The sequence below is a fragment of the Sulfurimonas marina genome, assembly GCF_014905095.1.
In the GTDB taxonomy this organism is placed as follows: domain Bacteria; phylum Campylobacterota; class Campylobacteria; order Campylobacterales; family Sulfurimonadaceae; genus Sulfurimonas; species Sulfurimonas marina.
The window spans coordinates 104632-121196 of sequence record NZ_CP041165.1 but is presented as its reverse complement, the minus strand read 5'-3'; the positions used below and the strand labels follow the sequence as shown (position 1 = coordinate 121196).

At 36.9% G+C, this 16565-nt stretch carries 15 protein-coding genes; 11 read left to right on the top strand and 4 right to left on the bottom strand.

All coding sequences use genetic code 11. From position 1 onward, the window contains the following. Nucleotides 1–119 precede the first annotated feature (119 nt). Together FJR03_RS00635 and FJR03_RS00630 are read left to right on the top strand one after the other, a co-directional pair. Nucleotides 120–812, top strand: a complete 693-nt coding sequence (locus tag FJR03_RS00635; RefSeq protein WP_193113755.1) for an acylneuraminate cytidylyltransferase family protein — start codon at nucleotides 120–122, stop codon at nucleotides 810–812. Next, on the top strand, nucleotides 805–2838 hold the full coding sequence (locus tag FJR03_RS00630; RefSeq protein WP_193113754.1) for a motility associated factor glycosyltransferase family protein: 2034 nt from the start codon (nucleotides 805–807) through the stop codon (nucleotides 2836–2838). The genes FJR03_RS00635 and FJR03_RS00630 overlap by 8 nt, the downstream gene beginning before the upstream one ends. Nucleotides 2839–2883: 45 nt before the next feature. Here the strand turns inward: FJR03_RS00630 and FJR03_RS00625 are convergent, their stop codons facing one another. Then, nucleotides 2884–3693, bottom strand: coding sequence for a flagellin N-terminal helical domain-containing protein (locus tag FJR03_RS00625; protein WP_193113753.1), 810 nt, complete (start codon nucleotides 3691–3693; stop codon nucleotides 2884–2886). Nucleotides 3694–3899: 206 nt separating this feature from the next. Here FJR03_RS00625 and topA point away from each other — a divergent pair, with 206 nt between their 5' ends. From topA to FJR03_RS00600, 5 genes are read left to right on the top strand one after another with little or no spacing between them, the layout of a single operon-like run. Further along, nucleotides 3900–6128 (top strand): type I DNA topoisomerase, encoded by a 2229-nt coding sequence (gene topA / locus FJR03_RS00620; protein WP_193113752.1) that lies wholly within the window; start codon nucleotides 3900–3902, stop codon nucleotides 6126–6128. Next, nucleotides 6115–6669 carry a YfcE family phosphodiesterase gene (locus tag FJR03_RS00615; RefSeq protein ID WP_226962140.1) on the top strand — a complete coding sequence of 185 codons (555 nt, stop codon included), beginning with the start codon at nucleotides 6115–6117 and terminating at the stop codon, nucleotides 6667–6669. Before topA ends, FJR03_RS00615 begins: the two co-directional genes overlap by 14 nt. A gap of 1 nt (nucleotide 6670) precedes the next feature. After that, nucleotides 6671–7519: a biotin synthase gene (locus FJR03_RS00610; protein ID WP_255524250.1), complete on the top strand. Its 849-nt coding sequence runs from the start codon at nucleotides 6671–6673 to the stop codon at nucleotides 7517–7519. Between the two features lies 1 nt (nucleotide 7520). After that, nucleotides 7521–8699 carry a cation:proton antiporter gene (locus tag FJR03_RS00605; RefSeq protein WP_193113750.1) on the top strand — a complete coding sequence of 393 codons (1179 nt, stop codon included), beginning with the start codon at nucleotides 7521–7523 and terminating at the stop codon, nucleotides 8697–8699. A 3-nt stretch (nucleotides 8700–8702) separates the two neighbouring features. Next, complete coding sequence (locus tag FJR03_RS00600) at nucleotides 8703–9050, top strand: AMMECR1 domain-containing protein (protein ID WP_193113749.1); 348 nt, start codon at nucleotides 8703–8705, stop codon at nucleotides 9048–9050. Here FJR03_RS00600 and msrA read toward each other — a convergent pair. Continuing rightward, nucleotides 9042–9569: a peptide-methionine (S)-S-oxide reductase MsrA gene (msrA, locus tag FJR03_RS00595; RefSeq protein ID WP_193113748.1), complete on the bottom strand. Its 528-nt coding sequence runs from the start codon at nucleotides 9567–9569 to the stop codon at nucleotides 9042–9044. The genes FJR03_RS00600 and msrA overlap by 9 nt on opposite strands. 109 nt (nucleotides 9570–9678) lie before the next feature. On the opposite strand from msrA, the gene FJR03_RS00590 reads away from it, so the two are divergent. The 4 genes from FJR03_RS00590 to FJR03_RS00575 all read left to right on the top strand — a co-directional run bounded on the left by FJR03_RS00590 (nucleotide 9679) and on the right by FJR03_RS00575 (nucleotide 14148). Further along, entirely contained in the window at nucleotides 9679–10248 is a 570-nt protein-coding gene (locus FJR03_RS00590; protein ID WP_193113747.1) for a class I SAM-dependent methyltransferase, read from the top strand. Beyond that, complete coding sequence (asnB, locus tag FJR03_RS00585) at nucleotides 10248–12053, top strand: asparagine synthase (glutamine-hydrolyzing) (protein WP_193113746.1); 1806 nt, start codon at nucleotides 10248–10250, stop codon at nucleotides 12051–12053. Before FJR03_RS00590 ends, asnB begins: the two co-directional genes overlap by 1 nt. Beyond that, nucleotides 12050–12895 (top strand): DMT family transporter, encoded by an 846-nt coding sequence (locus tag FJR03_RS00580; RefSeq protein ID WP_193113745.1) that lies wholly within the window; start codon nucleotides 12050–12052, stop codon nucleotides 12893–12895. Before asnB ends, FJR03_RS00580 begins: the two co-directional genes overlap by 4 nt. A gap of 71 nt (nucleotides 12896–12966) precedes the next feature. Continuing rightward, on the top strand, nucleotides 12967–14148 hold the full coding sequence (locus FJR03_RS00575) for an NAD(P)/FAD-dependent oxidoreductase (protein ID WP_193113744.1): 1182 nt from the start codon (nucleotides 12967–12969) through the stop codon (nucleotides 14146–14148). An 18-nt stretch (nucleotides 14149–14166) separates the two neighbouring features. On the opposite strand, the gene FJR03_RS00570 is transcribed toward FJR03_RS00575, so the two are convergent. Next, nucleotides 14167–15210 carry a CNNM domain-containing protein gene (locus FJR03_RS00570; RefSeq protein ID WP_193113743.1) on the bottom strand — a complete coding sequence of 348 codons (1044 nt, stop codon included), beginning with the start codon at nucleotides 15208–15210 and terminating at the stop codon, nucleotides 14167–14169. Between the two features lie 15 nt (nucleotides 15211–15225). Continuing rightward, entirely contained in the window at nucleotides 15226–16554 is a 1329-nt protein-coding gene (gene mgtE, locus FJR03_RS00565; protein WP_193113742.1) for a magnesium transporter, read from the bottom strand. Nucleotides 16555–16565 lie beyond the last annotated feature (11 nt).

Below are 16565 nucleotides of genomic sequence, written 5' to 3'. Positions count from 1 at the left end.
AATATTGTGGTATCTTTTTTGCTATAATCTTTGCATGAATGCATTACGATTAATCGGTAAAAATAAAGAACTTTTTCAACACAAAATAAAATACTCAATATATACAATGAGATATTTTAATGCTTAATGGGAAAACTTTTCTAGCGGTAATTCCTGCACGAGGCGGTAGTAAACGCTTGCCCCGAAAAAATGTTTTAGATTTGGCAGGCAAACCGCTGATAGGATGGAGCATTGAAGCAGCGCAAAAAAGTAAGTATCTAGATGCTCTTTTAGTCTCCAGTGATGATAGCGAGATCTTAGAGCTATCAAAAAACTACGGAGCGGCAACACTTCTTCGCCCGCAAGAGTTGGCAAGTGATACGGCAACTACATTTGATACGCTAAAACATGCGATAGAGAACTCAAAAGAATATGACTACATTGTTTTACTCCAACCTACAAGTCCTTTAAGAACGGCTCAGGATATAGATGAGGCGATAAAACTCCTCATAAACAAAGATGCTGATGGCATAATTTCTGTTTGTGAGATGGAGCATAGTCCTCTTTGGAGCAATACACTATCGGAAGATAAGTCAATGAAACATTTTTTAAACGAGGAAGTGCTCAACAAACGGAGTCAGGATTTAGAGACATATTACAGGCTCAACGGTGCAATATATATTGCCAAAATAGATAAATTTTTAGAAAACGGCAGCTTTTTTCTAAAAAATAATATTTTCGCTTACGAGATGGAGCAACAACACTCAATCGATATAGATACAAAGATCGACTTTTTATTTGCAGAACTTCTACTAAAGGAACAGAATGGATAATCAACTCATAGAACAAGAAGCACAAGAGAAATTTCAAAAAAATTTACTATATTTTCAAAAAGAAGTACCCGTTCTATATGAGAAATTAATGGCTTTTGAAAATGCAATCGCCAATGGTTACTACACACAAAAGTATAATTTAGAATATACAAAAGAGGGATATTTTGATGTCCAAGAGATAGAGAGTGGAAAATGGCTTTACGGTGTTAATAGTGACAAACATGCCGAAATAATTGCTAAAAATATAGATTATTCAAAACAAGACAACCTCTTTGAAACTTTTAGAGACTTAACATTTTCAGAGGAGAGTTTAAAGCAGTATGAAGAGATGGATATCGTAGATTCTTCACTCTCAACTATTGCTCCGATCGTACATTATACGAACCAGTATGCTTCAAAAGAAACAACAACTATGAAAAAGATTTACAAGTTTATCTTTATGGGTGTTGGACTGGGACTACACCTTATAAAAGTGCATGAAAAAATCCATGCTACTACATATTTTATAGTAGAAGATGACCTTGAACTGTTTTATCTATCACTCTATGTTACAGACTATCAACTACTTAAAGATGATGGCGTAACAATCATCTTTTCTATCTTTGACGATGAAGAAGCATTCAGATATAAAGTTTACTCTTTCTTACGTACAATGCCTGTATATAACCACTATCTAAAATATTTCCCTCTTTTGAGCCATTCAACAGAAAAACTAAAGATTATGCATAGTGCTATCATCTCTCAAGATTACCTGAAGTTCCCTCATTCGGCAGTAATGCAGGTATATCTAAGACCATTGGAATATCTCAAAGAACAATATAAGTTTGTCAGTATTAATGGATTAAAAAAAGCTTCCATTTTCCATACAAATCCTATCTTAGTTCTTGGGGCAGGTCCCTCTTTACAAAAAGATATAGAATGGGTTAAAAAGAATAAGGGACAGTTTATTATTATTGCCGTAAGTGCTGCTTTAGGCTTATTGGAGAAAAATAATATAAAGCCAGACATTATCATCCATGTTGATGGATTTGAAGCAAGTATGAAACACCTTGAAAAGGTCTCTTCTATCGAGTTCTTTGACGAAAGTATTACTCTTTTTGCCTCTTTCACATACCCTGAATTTGCACAAGCTTTCAAAAAAGAGAATATGTACATCTTCCAAGCGGCAGCTTCAATCAAAAAAAATTATGGACATATTACAGCTTCAAATGTTGGTATTATGAGTTATGTGTTATCTATATATTTTGGAGCAAAACAGATCTATACGCTTGGTCTTGATATGGCGCTGGATGCTGAAACAGGGCAAACACACCTTGAAGGACATCTCCATAGTAAAGCACTTGATATTAAGCATGAACTCGATTTAGAAGAGGATATTAACTATCATGAAACGGTTCTTTCAACTAAAGGAAACTTTTTAGACGAAATTCCTACTACTCCACACTTTATCGCTTCACTTATGGAGATTAAAGGAATAGTACGAAACCTCCAAAAAGATGATCAACACTCTTTTAACCTTTCAGACGGGGCATACATCTCAAATACTACGCCACTAAAAAGTGAAGATTTCGATCCTCAGTCACTTCCGGTTCTTGATAAACAAAAACTCTTTAAAGATTTAAAAGCAACTTTTGAAGATGCCTCTGATATTGGACTTACTCAAGAGGAATATCAAGATATAGAACAACGTGTTATACATGCAAAAAACATCTTAAAACGTATAGAGGAATTTAAAACACTTAAGTTTAGTTCTATAGACCAATATCACTACGATCTTTTAGGATTGTTTATAGATATACTGACAGAACATGATGTTGAAGAAGCAAAAGATACGAATAATATTATTACACTTTATATTCAAATGATAAGCGGATATCTGTTTGACTTTATAAATACGAAAGAGATTGATAATCCAAAAAGACATATCAAAAAATTAAATAAACTGCTTGTTACACAATTAACACGTGTTGTAACATACTATGAAGAGTTTTTGGAGAACTTTTTAAAGTCTGTAGAGCATCACTAGGAGAAGATCTCCCAGTGAAAAGTAGGTTAATACTGTAGATTAAAACTACTGTAATAATCTTAGTACATTTTGTTGAACAGCATTAGACTGACTCATAGCATATGAACCAGATTGTGCTAAGATGTTTCTTTTGTTGAAGTTTGCAGACTCAGCAGCAAAGTCAACATCACGAATTTGAGATTCAGCAGCTGTTACGTTTACTTGTGCAGTTGTAACGTTTCTGATAACTGATTCAAGTTGGTTTTGTGCAGCACCAAGACTTGCTCTTAATGTATCGATTGTTCCAAGTGCAGAATCCATCGCTGAGATTGTAGCTTCAGCAGCAGACTGAGTAGAAACACCTGCAGTACCAATTACATTTGATGCAGTCATAGAATCAATTGTTGTTTTAGTTGTTTCACCAGAGTACGCACCAACATGGAATGTAAAACTACTATTAGTAAATAATGTTTTACCATTGAATTTAGTTTGTGTATTAATGAAACTTGCAGAACTGATAAGACGGTTAACCTCAGTCTGAATATAACTTCTTGAAGCAGAGTCTTGAGTATCATTGGCAGATTGAACCGCTAGTGTACGAATACGTTGAACGATATTTGTATACTCTTGTAATGCACCGTCAGCAGTTTGGATAAGACCGATCGCATCATTTGCATTGTTTGTTGCTTGACCAAGACCATTTGCTTGTGCTTTTAGTTTATCAGCAATAGCAAGACCAGCTGAATCATCAGCAGCTTTGTTAATTCTTAAACCAGAAGAAAGTTTTGTTAAACTGTTATCTAATTGAACATTGTTTAACGTAGCATTTCTGTGTGCAGTCATTGCACCAACGTTAGTATTAATTCTAAAACCCATAATAAATCCTTTTCTATGGAAGAGCCTTTCGCTCTTGTAATTTAAAGTTTATCTTCAGGCTTCCTTGCCCTAGATGTTAACTAAATCGACACCTAAAAAAATAACTTTAGAAAATTTTATCTTTTTTTTCACTTTTTTTATATTTAAACTTTTTGTGCTAAACTTTCGCACTTGAAAACACTATACTATATTATATAGGATTATATTTGAACTTAATTATCGTCGAATCACCAGCAAAAGCTAGAACTATCAAAAACTTTTTAGGGAAAGATTATGATGTTATTGCATCAAAAGGTCACATTAGAGATCTTCCTAAATCACGTTTTGGTATTGAGATAGATGAAGAGACTCATACTATCGTTCCAAAATATTCTGTGGCAAAAGAGAATGCTCCAACTGTAAAAGAGATAAAAGAGAAAGCCAAAAAAGCAGATACTATCTATATCGCGACCGATGAGGACCGCGAAGGGGAAGCTATCGGGTGGCACATTGCCCACGCTATCAAAAAAGATCCGCAGGAATTGCCGCGTATCGTATTTCACGAGATCACGAAAAATGCTATCAAACATGCACTTGAGTCTGCTCGTAAAATAGATATGGATATGGTAAATGCGCAACAAGCACGCCGTTTACTAGACCGTATTGTTGGTTACAAGCTCTCTCCGTTATTAAGTTCAAAGATCCAAAAAGGTTTAAGCGGCGGTCGTGTACAGAGTTCAACTTTAAAACTTGTAGTTGATCGTGAAAAAGAGATCAGAGCATTTGTTCCTGAAGAATACTGGAGCATAGATACAACTTTTAAAACAAACATTGAAGCAAATCTCATCAAACATAAAAATGAGAAAATAGAAAAACTTACAATTAAAAATAAAGATCAGGCATCTGCAATAGTTGAAAGTGTAAAAAACGACAGCTTTACAATTGCAAAGATTGAAACAAAACAGAGAAAAAGTTCAACTCCACCACCGTTTATGACTTCAACTCTGCAACAAACAGCTTCTTCAAAACTCGGTTTTTCTCCGAAAAAGACAATGATGCTGGCACAAGCACTTTATGAGGGTGTAAAGACACCAGACGGGACAAGTGGGGTTATCACTTATATGAGAACAGACTCACTCAACCTTGCAAAAGAAGCAGTTGATGCTGTTCGCGGAATTATAGAAAGCCGCTACGGAGCAAAATATCTTCCGAAAAGTGCCAAAGTTTACACGAAAAAAGCAAAAGGGGCACAAGAAGCTCACGAAGCTATCCGTCCTACAATGCTGCAGTTTACTCCTGAAGTAGCAAGCAAATACCTTAAAGCTGATGAGTTAAAACTTTACCGTCTGATCTATGATCGTTTTATGGCATGTCAGATGGAAGATGCAGTGTTTGAGCAACAATCGATCATCTTTAAAGGAGATGAAAACGAGTACCGTGCAAGCGGTAGAAAACTGATCTTTGAAGGTTTCTATAAAGTAACAGGGACTGAAGATAAAGACAAACTGCTTCCAACTTTAAAAGAGGGTGATACTGCAGAGATTGAGAAGATCAAGCCGGAACAGCACTTTACAGAGCCACCTTCACGTTACTCTGAAGCAAGCCTGATTAAAAAACTTGAGGCTGAGGGTGTCGGGCGTCCATCTACATATGCACCTACAATTGCAACACTGACAAACAGAACATATGTAAGCATTGAGAAAAAGCAGATCGTTCCAACTGAAATCGCTTTTACAGTAACAGAGATCCTGGAAAAACACTTCTCAAACATTGTAGATATCAACTTCACTGCAAATATGGAAGAACAACTCGATGAGATTGCAGAGGGTGATATAGACTGGGAAAAACTGCTTATCGATTTTTACGATAAGTTTATGCAGCAGATCGCAGACGGTAAAGAGCAAATCGTTTCACTGAAAATGGCAAAACCACTTGGACGTAACTGCCCTAAATGTGGAAGCGAGCTTCTTCTTCGTTCAGGACGTTTCGGTCAGTTTGTTGCGTGTAGCGGCTTTCCTAAATGTAAATACACTGAACAAGTGGATGAAGAGGGCAACAAAGTAGAGAAGAAAGAGGAAGTTGCAGAAGACAAATGTGAAAAATGTGGTGGCGACATGGTTATTAAAAACGGTCGTAACGGTCAATTTTTAGCATGTGCGAACTACCCTGATTGTAAAAATACGAAAAGTATCCAGGTTGAGGAAAAAGTGAGTGAGACTCCTTGTCCGGACTGTGGAGGAAAACTGAGCCTGAAAAACTCAAGACGTGGGCCATTCTGGGGATGTGAAAACTATCCGGATTGTAAGTTTATTTCAAAATTTGAACCGACAACTATTAAGTGTACACAAGATGGCTGTGACGGCGTACTAGCTCCACGTACATTTAGAAACAAAGAGGTATATGAGTGTGTTAAATGTAAGACAAAAACACCTCGTGAAGAGATTGATCAGAAATAAAACCTCAAAACTTTCAAAAACATCCGTAAAGATAGGTATTATTTCTGATTCCCATACCAAAACAAACCGTGCTATTAAAGCTATCGATATGCTTTTGGAAAAAGGGGCTGAATTTTTTATCCATGCCGGTGATATAGTCGAGAAGGAGATGCTGGACTATTTAGAGCATACAGGTAAACGGTATGTTGCCGTATACGGGAACAACGATGCTCATTTGGTGCACCTGCATAACAGGTATAACTTAGTTCAGGAACCAAACTATTTTAAACTTGCTAACACAACGTTTAAACTAATGCACCTCCCTTTTTATATGTCTAACGATACCGAAGTGGTAATTTTTGGGCATACACACAAATTTAGTGTAGAATATAAGGGAGAAACACTCTATCTCAATCCGGGCGAAGTGTGTGCAAGAAACAAACCGCTTTCAGAGTGTGTCCTATTAGAGGTAACACCTGAGCAGTTTGATGTAAAATATTTCACAAGAAAGAAAAAAGAGGAGTTTCAACTCAAAAAAGAGTTCTCCTATACGAGGAAATAAAGTGAATCAAAAGATCTTTTTATGCTCTATTTGTAATATTAACAGCGGTACATGTAAAGAGGATTGTAAATTTTGTTCTCAAAGTGTCAGATATAAAGCTGATATTGAACGTTATAAACAAAAACCTATTGAAGAGATCAAAAAAGAAGCGATCGCAGCTCGTGATAACGGAGCACTTGGTTTTTGTCTGGTAACGGCTGATAAAGGGCTTAATGACAAAACATTAGAGTTTGTATGCTCAACTGCCAAAGAGGTGCAAAAAGTTGCACCTGAGCTTCGTCTCATCGCATGTAACGGTACAGCTTCTGTTGAACAGTTAAAAGAGTTAAAAAAAGCGGGTATTAAAGCGTATAACCATAACCTAGAAACTAGTGAAGCGTTTTACCCGCAAATCTGTACAACTCACCCTTGGAGTGAGCGCTTTGAAACATGTCAAAATGTTAATGAAGTTGGAATGGTACTTATCAGCGGGGGGATCTTCGGCCTTGGTGAAACGCAAGCCGATCGTGAAAGTATGCTCGCTTCACTTAAAGCATTAAACCCTACAAGTGTACCAATAAACTTTTACCATCACAATCCGGCACTTGAACTCCAGCCAAATCCTCTAAAAATAGAAGAAGCGTTAGAATTAATAAAACTAACACGAGAGACACTCCCTGATGCCGAGCGTATCATGGTTGCAGGTGGACGTGAATTGATGTTTGGTGAGAGACAAACGGAGATCTTTAAATACGGTGCAAACTCGATAGTTATCGGTAACTATCTTACAACTGCAGGTCGTGAGATGAATAAAGATCTGGAGATGCTCAAATCTCTACATCTTGAAGTAGCAACAAAAGTAGGAAAATAAGATGACTCATGGTGTAGGTGATAATGTTGTTTTAATCATAACAATATCACTTATCATCATCTTTTCTCCATTTATTGCACGTGTTGTAAAACTCCCTACAACCCCAATTGAGATTATTCTTGGTTCTATTTTCGGATATATTGGACTTATACACGACGAACACCTCTTTGAACTTGTAGCGGAGTTTGGGTTTTTATACCTTATGTTTATTGCAGGGACTGAGATCAACCTCAAAAATGTTCTCAAAACCCCTACAAGTATTATTAAAAAGACTGTTCTATACCTCGTCTTTTTATATGCATTTTCTATCGCTTTTTCATTTCAGTTTGATCTAGGCAACGTCTTTATGGTGCTCCTCCCACTTATCTCGGTGGGACTTGTAGCCTCCCTCTCAAAAGAGTACGGGAAAACCTCTTGGCTTGAGCTCTCCATGACGGTTGGTGGAATTGGAGAAGTTGCCTCTATCTTTATCCTTACCCTCACCTCTGCGGCTCTACAGTCAGGGATAGGACTGGGACTTTTTCAAACTATCTTTGCACTTATTGTATTTATCTTTATCATGTTTCTTGTTTTTCGTGCAATGCAGCTTGTATTTTGGTGGTTCCCTGCAATCTCGACAGCCCTTATGCCGCATGAAGACAATAAGGAGCAGGATATCCGTTTATCTATGGGGATCTTTTTCCTTTTGATAGGTGCTATGCTTTATCTTGATCTTGAACTCGCATTTGGAGCGTTTCTAGCGGGTATCTTTATTCCTAGTTTCTTTGAGCACAAACATGAACTTCCTGAAAAACTTTCCTCTTACGGTTTTGGATTTTTAATCCCTATATTTTTTATTCACATCGGGACAATCTTTAATCTTGATGCACTCTTTATAGATGGATTGGTTGTAAAAGCACTAGTGATCACAGGCGTTATGATCCTAATGCGTGTTATTGCTTCGCTGGTATTTATTAAAAATCTTGGATTTGTAGATTCTGTACTTATGGGGCTTTCACACTCTATGCCTCTGACTCTTTTAATTGCAATGGCTACACTTGCTTTCAATGCTCACTCTATAGATAAACTGCACTACTTTGCGTTTATCTTGGCGGCGTTGTTTCAGGTTATATCTGTTATGATAATTATCAAGCTTATAAATATTTATAAAGAGAAAAAAGAGGTAGAAGTAAAGGAGTAAGATATGAGTCGTTCTGTGTTATTGCAACTTGCCCGTGATTCTATCCAAGAGGTTATAGAAGCAAACAATACAATCGATCATGCTTTACTCTTAGAGGAGCATCCTCTACTTAGCCAAAAAATCTCTACAGAGATAAAAATATTTATTGAAAATGAACTTCGCGGTGCTCACAAAATAGATGAAGCACGTTCTCTTTTAGAAAACGTAATCATCGCTGCAAAAAAAGCCGCTTTTGAAGATAAGAATTTCACACCTCTCACTACTTCTGAGTATCTTCGCTGTTATCTAGAGATTACGCTAGATACTCCAGAGGGTGTAATATCGCAAAAAGATGAGCCTATATTAGGCTAGTTTCTCAGGAAAATAGGTCATAAACTTTTGTAGTTTCGGTGCAATCACCACTTGACAATACCCTTGCATCGGATTTAAATTATAGTAGTTTTGATGGTAAGCTTCTGCCGGATATACATCACCTAACGGGCTCACTTCAGTTACAATAGGATCGCTAAAATCTGCTTGATGTTTTGTGATTGAATCTTCAATAATTTTCTTTTCATCATCATTGGCATAGTATATTACAGAACGGTATTGCGTCCCTTTATCGGCACCTTGTTGGTTAAGTGTAGTTGGATTGTGTACTGCAAAAAAGATATCCAAAATCTCCTCTAACGTAATGATCTCATTATCGTAAGCAATGTCCACGATCTCGGCATGACCAGTCGCACCTGAACAAACGTTCTCATATGTAGGATTTGGACGTGCACCACCTGTATAGCCGCTGACTGCAAATAAAACACCCTTAACGTTTCTATATACCGCTTCAACACACCAAAAGCATCCACCACCTAATACTATTCTCTCTTTTGCCATGCTTTTTCCTCTTGTTTTTTATGTTATTATTGCACATTATTCTTTTAAAGTTTTCGTGAACAATATTTATCTTAAAAAATTAAGTATTTTACAATCAAAGCAGGGATCAATGCCTACAATCGACAATCAAAAATTTTATGCCAATGCCATTAAAAAACATGGACAGAGTGCAAAAGGTTTAAACTGGAACTCTGAACTTTATCAGGTTTTACGCTTCGATCAACTCATAAAACTTCTGCCAAACGATATCGATAACTATACCCTTACAGATGTAGGATGCGGTTTTGGGGATTTTTATAACTATCTATCTTATAAACCGAAGAAATATACCGGTATTGATATTTTAGAAGAGATGGTCTTAATTGCTAGAGAAAATACAGCTCAGGAGATCATCCGACAAGATTTAATCAAAAGTGCTCCGCAAGTCTCTGATTACATTGTTTGCAGCGGGGCGTTAAATATACTGACAAAGTTTGAGACTACGATGTTTTTACAAAACTGTTACAACTCTGCTCGAAAAGGGTTTCTCTTTAACTGCTTGGTTGGACGGGATAGTGAAACTTTTAATTATCTCGATCAAAAATTTATAGAGGAAATTGCCTGCTCTTTAGGGGTAAATAGGGTAAAATACATCGAAGATTATATACCAAACGACTTAACAATAGGATTTTTTAGATAATGTGTGCAATTTTTGGAATTTTAGGCCAATACAATCAAAAACAGGCTCGCTCAGCCCTTGCACTTCTTGCTCACCGCGGACCTGATTTTTGCGGTATTACCGAAGAGAAAAACCTTTTTTTTGCACACCAGCGTTTAAGCATTAACGATACCCACCACAGAAGTAACCAACCTTTACAATATAAAAATATTCTACTATCTTTCAACGGTGAGATCTATAACTTTCAGGAGTTAAAAAAAGAGCTTGATTTTAAGTTTCAAACAGAGGGCGATACAGAGGTAATTCTCGCTGCATATTTAAAATGGGGTGTAAACTTTGTGCAACACCTGCGAGGAATGTTTGCAATAGCTTTAAAAGATGGGGACAATCTCTACCTATTTCGCGATCGTCTCGGGAAAAAGCCTGTTTTTTATCTGCACAATAAAGAGGCTTTTTATTTTTCATCTGAACTCAAAGCACTCAAGCCATTTCTAAAAAACAAAGAGCTCAATCAAGATGCGATGCTCAGTTATCTCACATATCTTGCACCCACATCTCCACACACCTTTTTTCAAGGGATAAAAAAGCTTGCACCTAGTGAGTACCTTGTTTTTAAAAATGACACAGTGGAGGTAAAACGCTACTTTGATCTACTGGATACAACCCCAAATATTATTACAAGTGAAACAGAAGCGATTGCAAAGATCGAAGAGTTACTCCAAGAATCAATAGAGCTGCGTTTAAGCGGCAGTGAAGTGCCTATGGCTACACTTCTAAGCGGAGGAATAGACTCTGCTACGATTAACTACTATGCTAAAAACAGCGGCAAAGACTTGCTCAGCTACTCCCTAGGATTTGAAGAGTATAGAAAATATGACGAGCTTGACGAGGCAAAAGAGAGTGCAAGACTTTTAGGGGTTCGCAATAAAGCGGTCATTGCTACTAAAGAGAAGTTTATCGAGAGTTTTGACCCTGTGCTCTATGCACTTGATGAACCCCTAAACGATCCTGCCGCGATCCCCCTTTACATCCTACTTGAAGAGGTCAAAAAAGATGGCTATAAAGTTGTGCTCAGCGGTGAAGGGAGTGATGAACTTTTCTTAGGCTATAGACAATATTTTGAGTATATTGAGCTTGAAAAGGCAAAAGGACTTTACCATGCCAACTGGCTCAAAAAATATTTCCGCTCAAACTTTTCGATGAACCGTGAGTGGGAGTGGTACAAACGTGCTTTTGAGAATGAGGTGGTATTTCGATGCAGTAGTGAAAAGTTTACCGATATGCAAAAAAACCAACTTCTTCGCCGAAATATACGTGATGGTGAGAGTATGGGATATATTCAGGCGTATCGAAATCGTTATGAAGCCTCAGCCCATAAGGATGAGTCGATCTGGTTTAGTTATATCGATCTTAATCATTTTCAAAGTGAGCATTTCCTAACAAAACTCGATCGGATCTCAATGGCACACTCAATAGAGTCACGTACACCGTTTTTAGATCATAAATTTACGGAACTTATATTTTCCATCGATCCAATAATTCGTTACAGGGACGCTGTTACAAAATCCCTATTGAAAAAAACGATGGCAAATAAACTTCCAGAAACTATCATCAACAGAAAGAAAAAAGGGTTCTCTAACCCTTATATGGAGTATCTCATCTCAAGTGGGAAAATCTCTTTGATCGAAGAGGTAAATGAACAAACAGGCATGTTTAAAAAAGATGTTTTAGAGCGCTACATAGCCACTGCAAAACGCGGTACTTTTAAACAACATATCTGGGGATTGTATGTCCTAAGCCACTTTATGAAAAGAGAGTTTTTATGAATAAGCTGATGATTCTGGCTATGTTTTTATGGGGAAGCGGCTGGAGTGCACTCAAAGTTCTCACATATGAACTTCCTATGGACGTAGTTGTTTTTTGGCGTTTTTTCTTTATGTCACTTACCTTTATACCGATACTGATATTCTTTAAAAGACCTCTTGTATTAAACAAAGACTCACTCAAATATATCATGTCTAGTTCTGTACTCAATGTAAGTTTTATGTTCTCATCTTTTTACGGAATCAAGTATGGTTTAGCAGGTGCAGGAAGTGTAATTATTACCACGTTCAGTCCGATAATGACATTTTTACTTGTAGCGATTTTATTTCGTAACAAACTCCAAACGAGACAATATTTTGGCCTGCTACTTGGTCTTGTAGGAGGATACATACTCCTACAACTTAACGATTTTAGTCTCTTTTTAAACTCGGCAAATCTCTACTTTTTGTTTTGTGCAACTATATGGGCGGGAGTAACCGTACTTTCGCAGCACTCCCAAAAACATATCCATCCGATCCATTACAGCTTTTTCATCTCTGTAGTAGCGACACTGTTTATGTTTTTTTACTCCTATGATTCCGATCTGATGGTCGTATTTGATCAGGACCTAAAATTTTGGCTTTCTATGATTTACCTTGCAGTATTTGGACAAACTATAGCAACAACCATCTTTTTTATCGCCAGTGGCAAGCTTGGAAGTGAAAAGACCAGTTCTTATATGTTCTTAGTCCCTGTTTTTGCCCTCTTTAGTGCTGCTATATTACTAGGTGAGCCTATGCAAATTCATGTTATAATTGGTGGTATTATCAGTATGGTAGCTGTATATTTTATCAACAAAAAGTAATCTATAAGCAAAAGCTATCTTTTATATAAGTTTAGATAAACTTTATTTAATTAGTTTCTGAAAGGTATAAGATGAAAAAGATTTTAGTTCTTGGTGGAGGATTTGCAGGAGTTGATGCAGCAGCTCACCTAAGAAAAAAAGGGTACGAAGTTACACTTGTAAGTGACAGAGATTATTTTTACATCTATCCAACTTCTATATGGGTCCCAACAAGAGAAAAAGAGTTTAAAGATATGTGTGTAGATCTAAAAGAGCTGCAACAGGCACACAGTTTTGAACTCATCATCGATAGTGTTTCATCTATCTCGTACAAAGAAAACAAAGTCACTCTTCAAAGCGGGAAAGTACTTGATGATTATGATTATCTCATCCTTGCTATAGGAGCTTCAAAAATGAAACCTAAAGGTGTTGAAAACACTCTTTCAATATGTGGAGCACCTGAACAGTCTCTTCTAATCAGAGATAAGCTTGACGAACTGATCGCAAAAGGGAGCGGAAAGATTGCCATGGGATTTGGAGGCAATCCGAAAGACACTTCTGCAGTTCGCGGAGGCCCTGGATTTGAATTGATGTTTAATGTCCATAACCTTCTCAAACAAAAAGGGATTCGCCAAAACTTTGAACTCACTTTTTTTGCACCGATGGCTGAACCGGGAAAACGTATGGGACCAAAAGCTCTCGATACAATGGATATGTTTTTCAAAAGATTAAGTATAAAAAAACAGTTCGGCAAAAAGATCACAAACTTTGAAGCGGATGGTGTAGTGTTTGAAGATGAGAGTAAACTTGAAGCTGATTTTACAATGTTTATCCCTGCAGGTGATGGTCATGAAGTGATTAAAAACTCTGATCTTCCACAAAATGAAGCAGGATTTGTAAAAACTGACGATTACTCTTGTGTACTTGATGAAAACGGCGAAATGACAAATGTATATGCAGTAGGTGACGTTGCAGCCTTAGAGGGTTATGAATGGCGTGCAAAACAGGGTCATATAGCTGAAGTAATGGCAAAAAATGCTGTACATAATATTGACCAAAGAGATAACGGCGGTTTTGACTTTAAAGGCTACAATGAGCATCTAAATATCTTATGTGTAATGGATAGCGGTGACGGTGCTGCATTTGTCTATAGAGATGAGAAACGTGCCTTTATGTTCCCAATGCCGTTTATCGGTCACTGGCTTAAAAAAGGGTGGGGATTTTATTGTCGTAATTCGAAACTCGGAAAAATTCCGAGAATTCCGGGTATGTAAAAAAAGAGGAATAAGAAGTCACTTCTCCTCTTCTAACCTTCGCTTGAGCTTCATTTTACGTTTTGCAAGCTCTCGCATATCCTCAGTCGTATCACTTTCATCCATGATTTCAACCCCTAAAATTGTTTCAACACAATCCTCCAGAGTTACAATCCCTTCAGTTTGATCGTAATTATCACGAACCAAGAACATATGATCTTTTTTAGATATAAACAGATCGAGTGCTTTTGATACAGGGATGTTTTCATTGATCGCAAAGATATCTTTTTTAATTGTTCTAAGATACACAGTGTCATCTTTAAGTGCCTGCTTAAAGATCTTTTTAGTCAGAACTAACCCGGTTACATCTTCTATAGAGTCTTTATAGATTGGGATACGTGAAAATTTAAAGATAGCAGGCTGAGTTTCCATAACCTCTTTAATAGTCATCGTCTCATCTAGCGCAAAGATAACGCTTCTAGGTGTTAAAACTTCTGAAACCTTGATCTCGCGAAGCTTTAAAATATTTTCAATTACATCAGATTCTTTCTCATCAATGACACCTTCATCCTCACTCATAAGCATACTCTCTAAAAGCTCCTCTTTTGTCATAGAGTGAGCATCAGTTTTCCCTTTAGAGATTTTGTTTGTTACAGCTAATGTAAAGATAATAATCGGGTATGTTAACCAGATAAATGCACGAATAAAATAAGCCGCAATTGGAGCTAACTGTTTCCAGTAAATCGCCCCGATAGTTTTAGGAATAATTTCCGAGAAAAATAAAATTGCAAATGTAAGAACAACAGATACATATACAACAGCATCATTACCAAACAGTTTTGCTGCTTGTGCACCGACTGCCGCCGCACCTAAAGTGTTTGCTATAGTATTTAAAATCAAAATAGATGCAATAGATTTGTTAATATTCTCTTTTTGCACGCGAAGTATTTTTCCTACAGCAGGTCTTTCCTTCTCCAATACTGCCACGAATGACATATTAATAGATAATAGTACTGATTCTAATACTGAACATAAAAACGATATACCAACCGATAACAAGAAAAACAGTATCAATAGATCCAAGTGTTTATTTCCTCTTTATAATAAAATATATGTTGCTAAGCCTAAAAAGCTAAAAAAGCCCACCACATCTGTAACGGTAGTTAAAATTACCGTACTTCCGATCGCAGGATCTATTTTTAACATCTTTAGTCCAAGTGGTACCACGGCACCAAAAAAACCTGCCATAAACAGGTTTATAATCATACTGAGCCCTATTACAAGCCCTAACATACTTATATCAAACCAAACCCATGCTATCATTCCCATAACAATAGCAAAAATAAGTCCATTCATAAGTGCAATAAAAATCTCTTTTTTAAGTATCCTCAAAGCATCCCCGTTGGAGATATCCCCTAAGGCTAACTGACGTACAACAACCGTAAGCGTCTGTGTTCCGGCATTTCCACCCATAGATGCTACTATCGGCATCAAAATAGCAAGTGCCACCAAACTTTGCAGTGTTTGTTCAAACATTCCAATCACAAAAGAAGCTGCAATTGCTGTTAAAAGGTTTACACCTAACCACGAAGCACGTTTTCTTCCCGCTTTTAAGACATCTTCATCCTCTTCTGCATCATCATCGACCCCGGCCAAGTGATACATTTGCTCAGTTGCATGTTCATTAATGATATCATAAATGTCGTCTGACGTTATACGTCCAAGAAGTGTTCCATCACCGTCTACAACAGGCATAACAGAGAGATCATACTCTTCAAAGTAATGAACAACTTCTTTGATATCCTCATTATCACGCGCAATTTTCGGCTCAAACGAATCTTCACTCGATACTATATTTTCTTTGATTGTTTTTGTAAAGTCAAATATTAAAAGCTCATCGAGTCCTACCGTATAAAGTAGTTTATCTCTTCTATCAACAATAAAGAGATTTTGTACGTTTTCGAGTTCATTCTCTTTTCTAAGACGTGCAAATCTTTTGATCACATCCTGAACAACTTCATCTTCGTAAGATGTAAATACCTCCAGCTGCATATATGCACCGGCTTCATCCTCATCATACTTTTGAAGTGTTTCAATCTCTTCTTTATCTTCTTCATCAAGCTTTTTAAAAACTTCAGCTGCTACTTTTTCATCAACATCTTCAAGTTCCTGCATAAACTCTAGCTGATCGTCCGATTCCAGTTCCGTTACGGCATAACTAAGGTCATCAACGCTTAGGTTTTCAACAACATCTTCAAAATATCTATCGGGTAATGCTAGTGCTACATCCCCTACAAGATCTTTAGGGACAAATTTAATAGCTTCACTAAATTCGTCATCACTTAGCTCTTTTAAAAGCTTAGCGATCTCCGATGGATGCATCTCTGTGTCTTCATGTGTACTTAAATAATGTTTTATCTCTTCCATTGATGTCATTA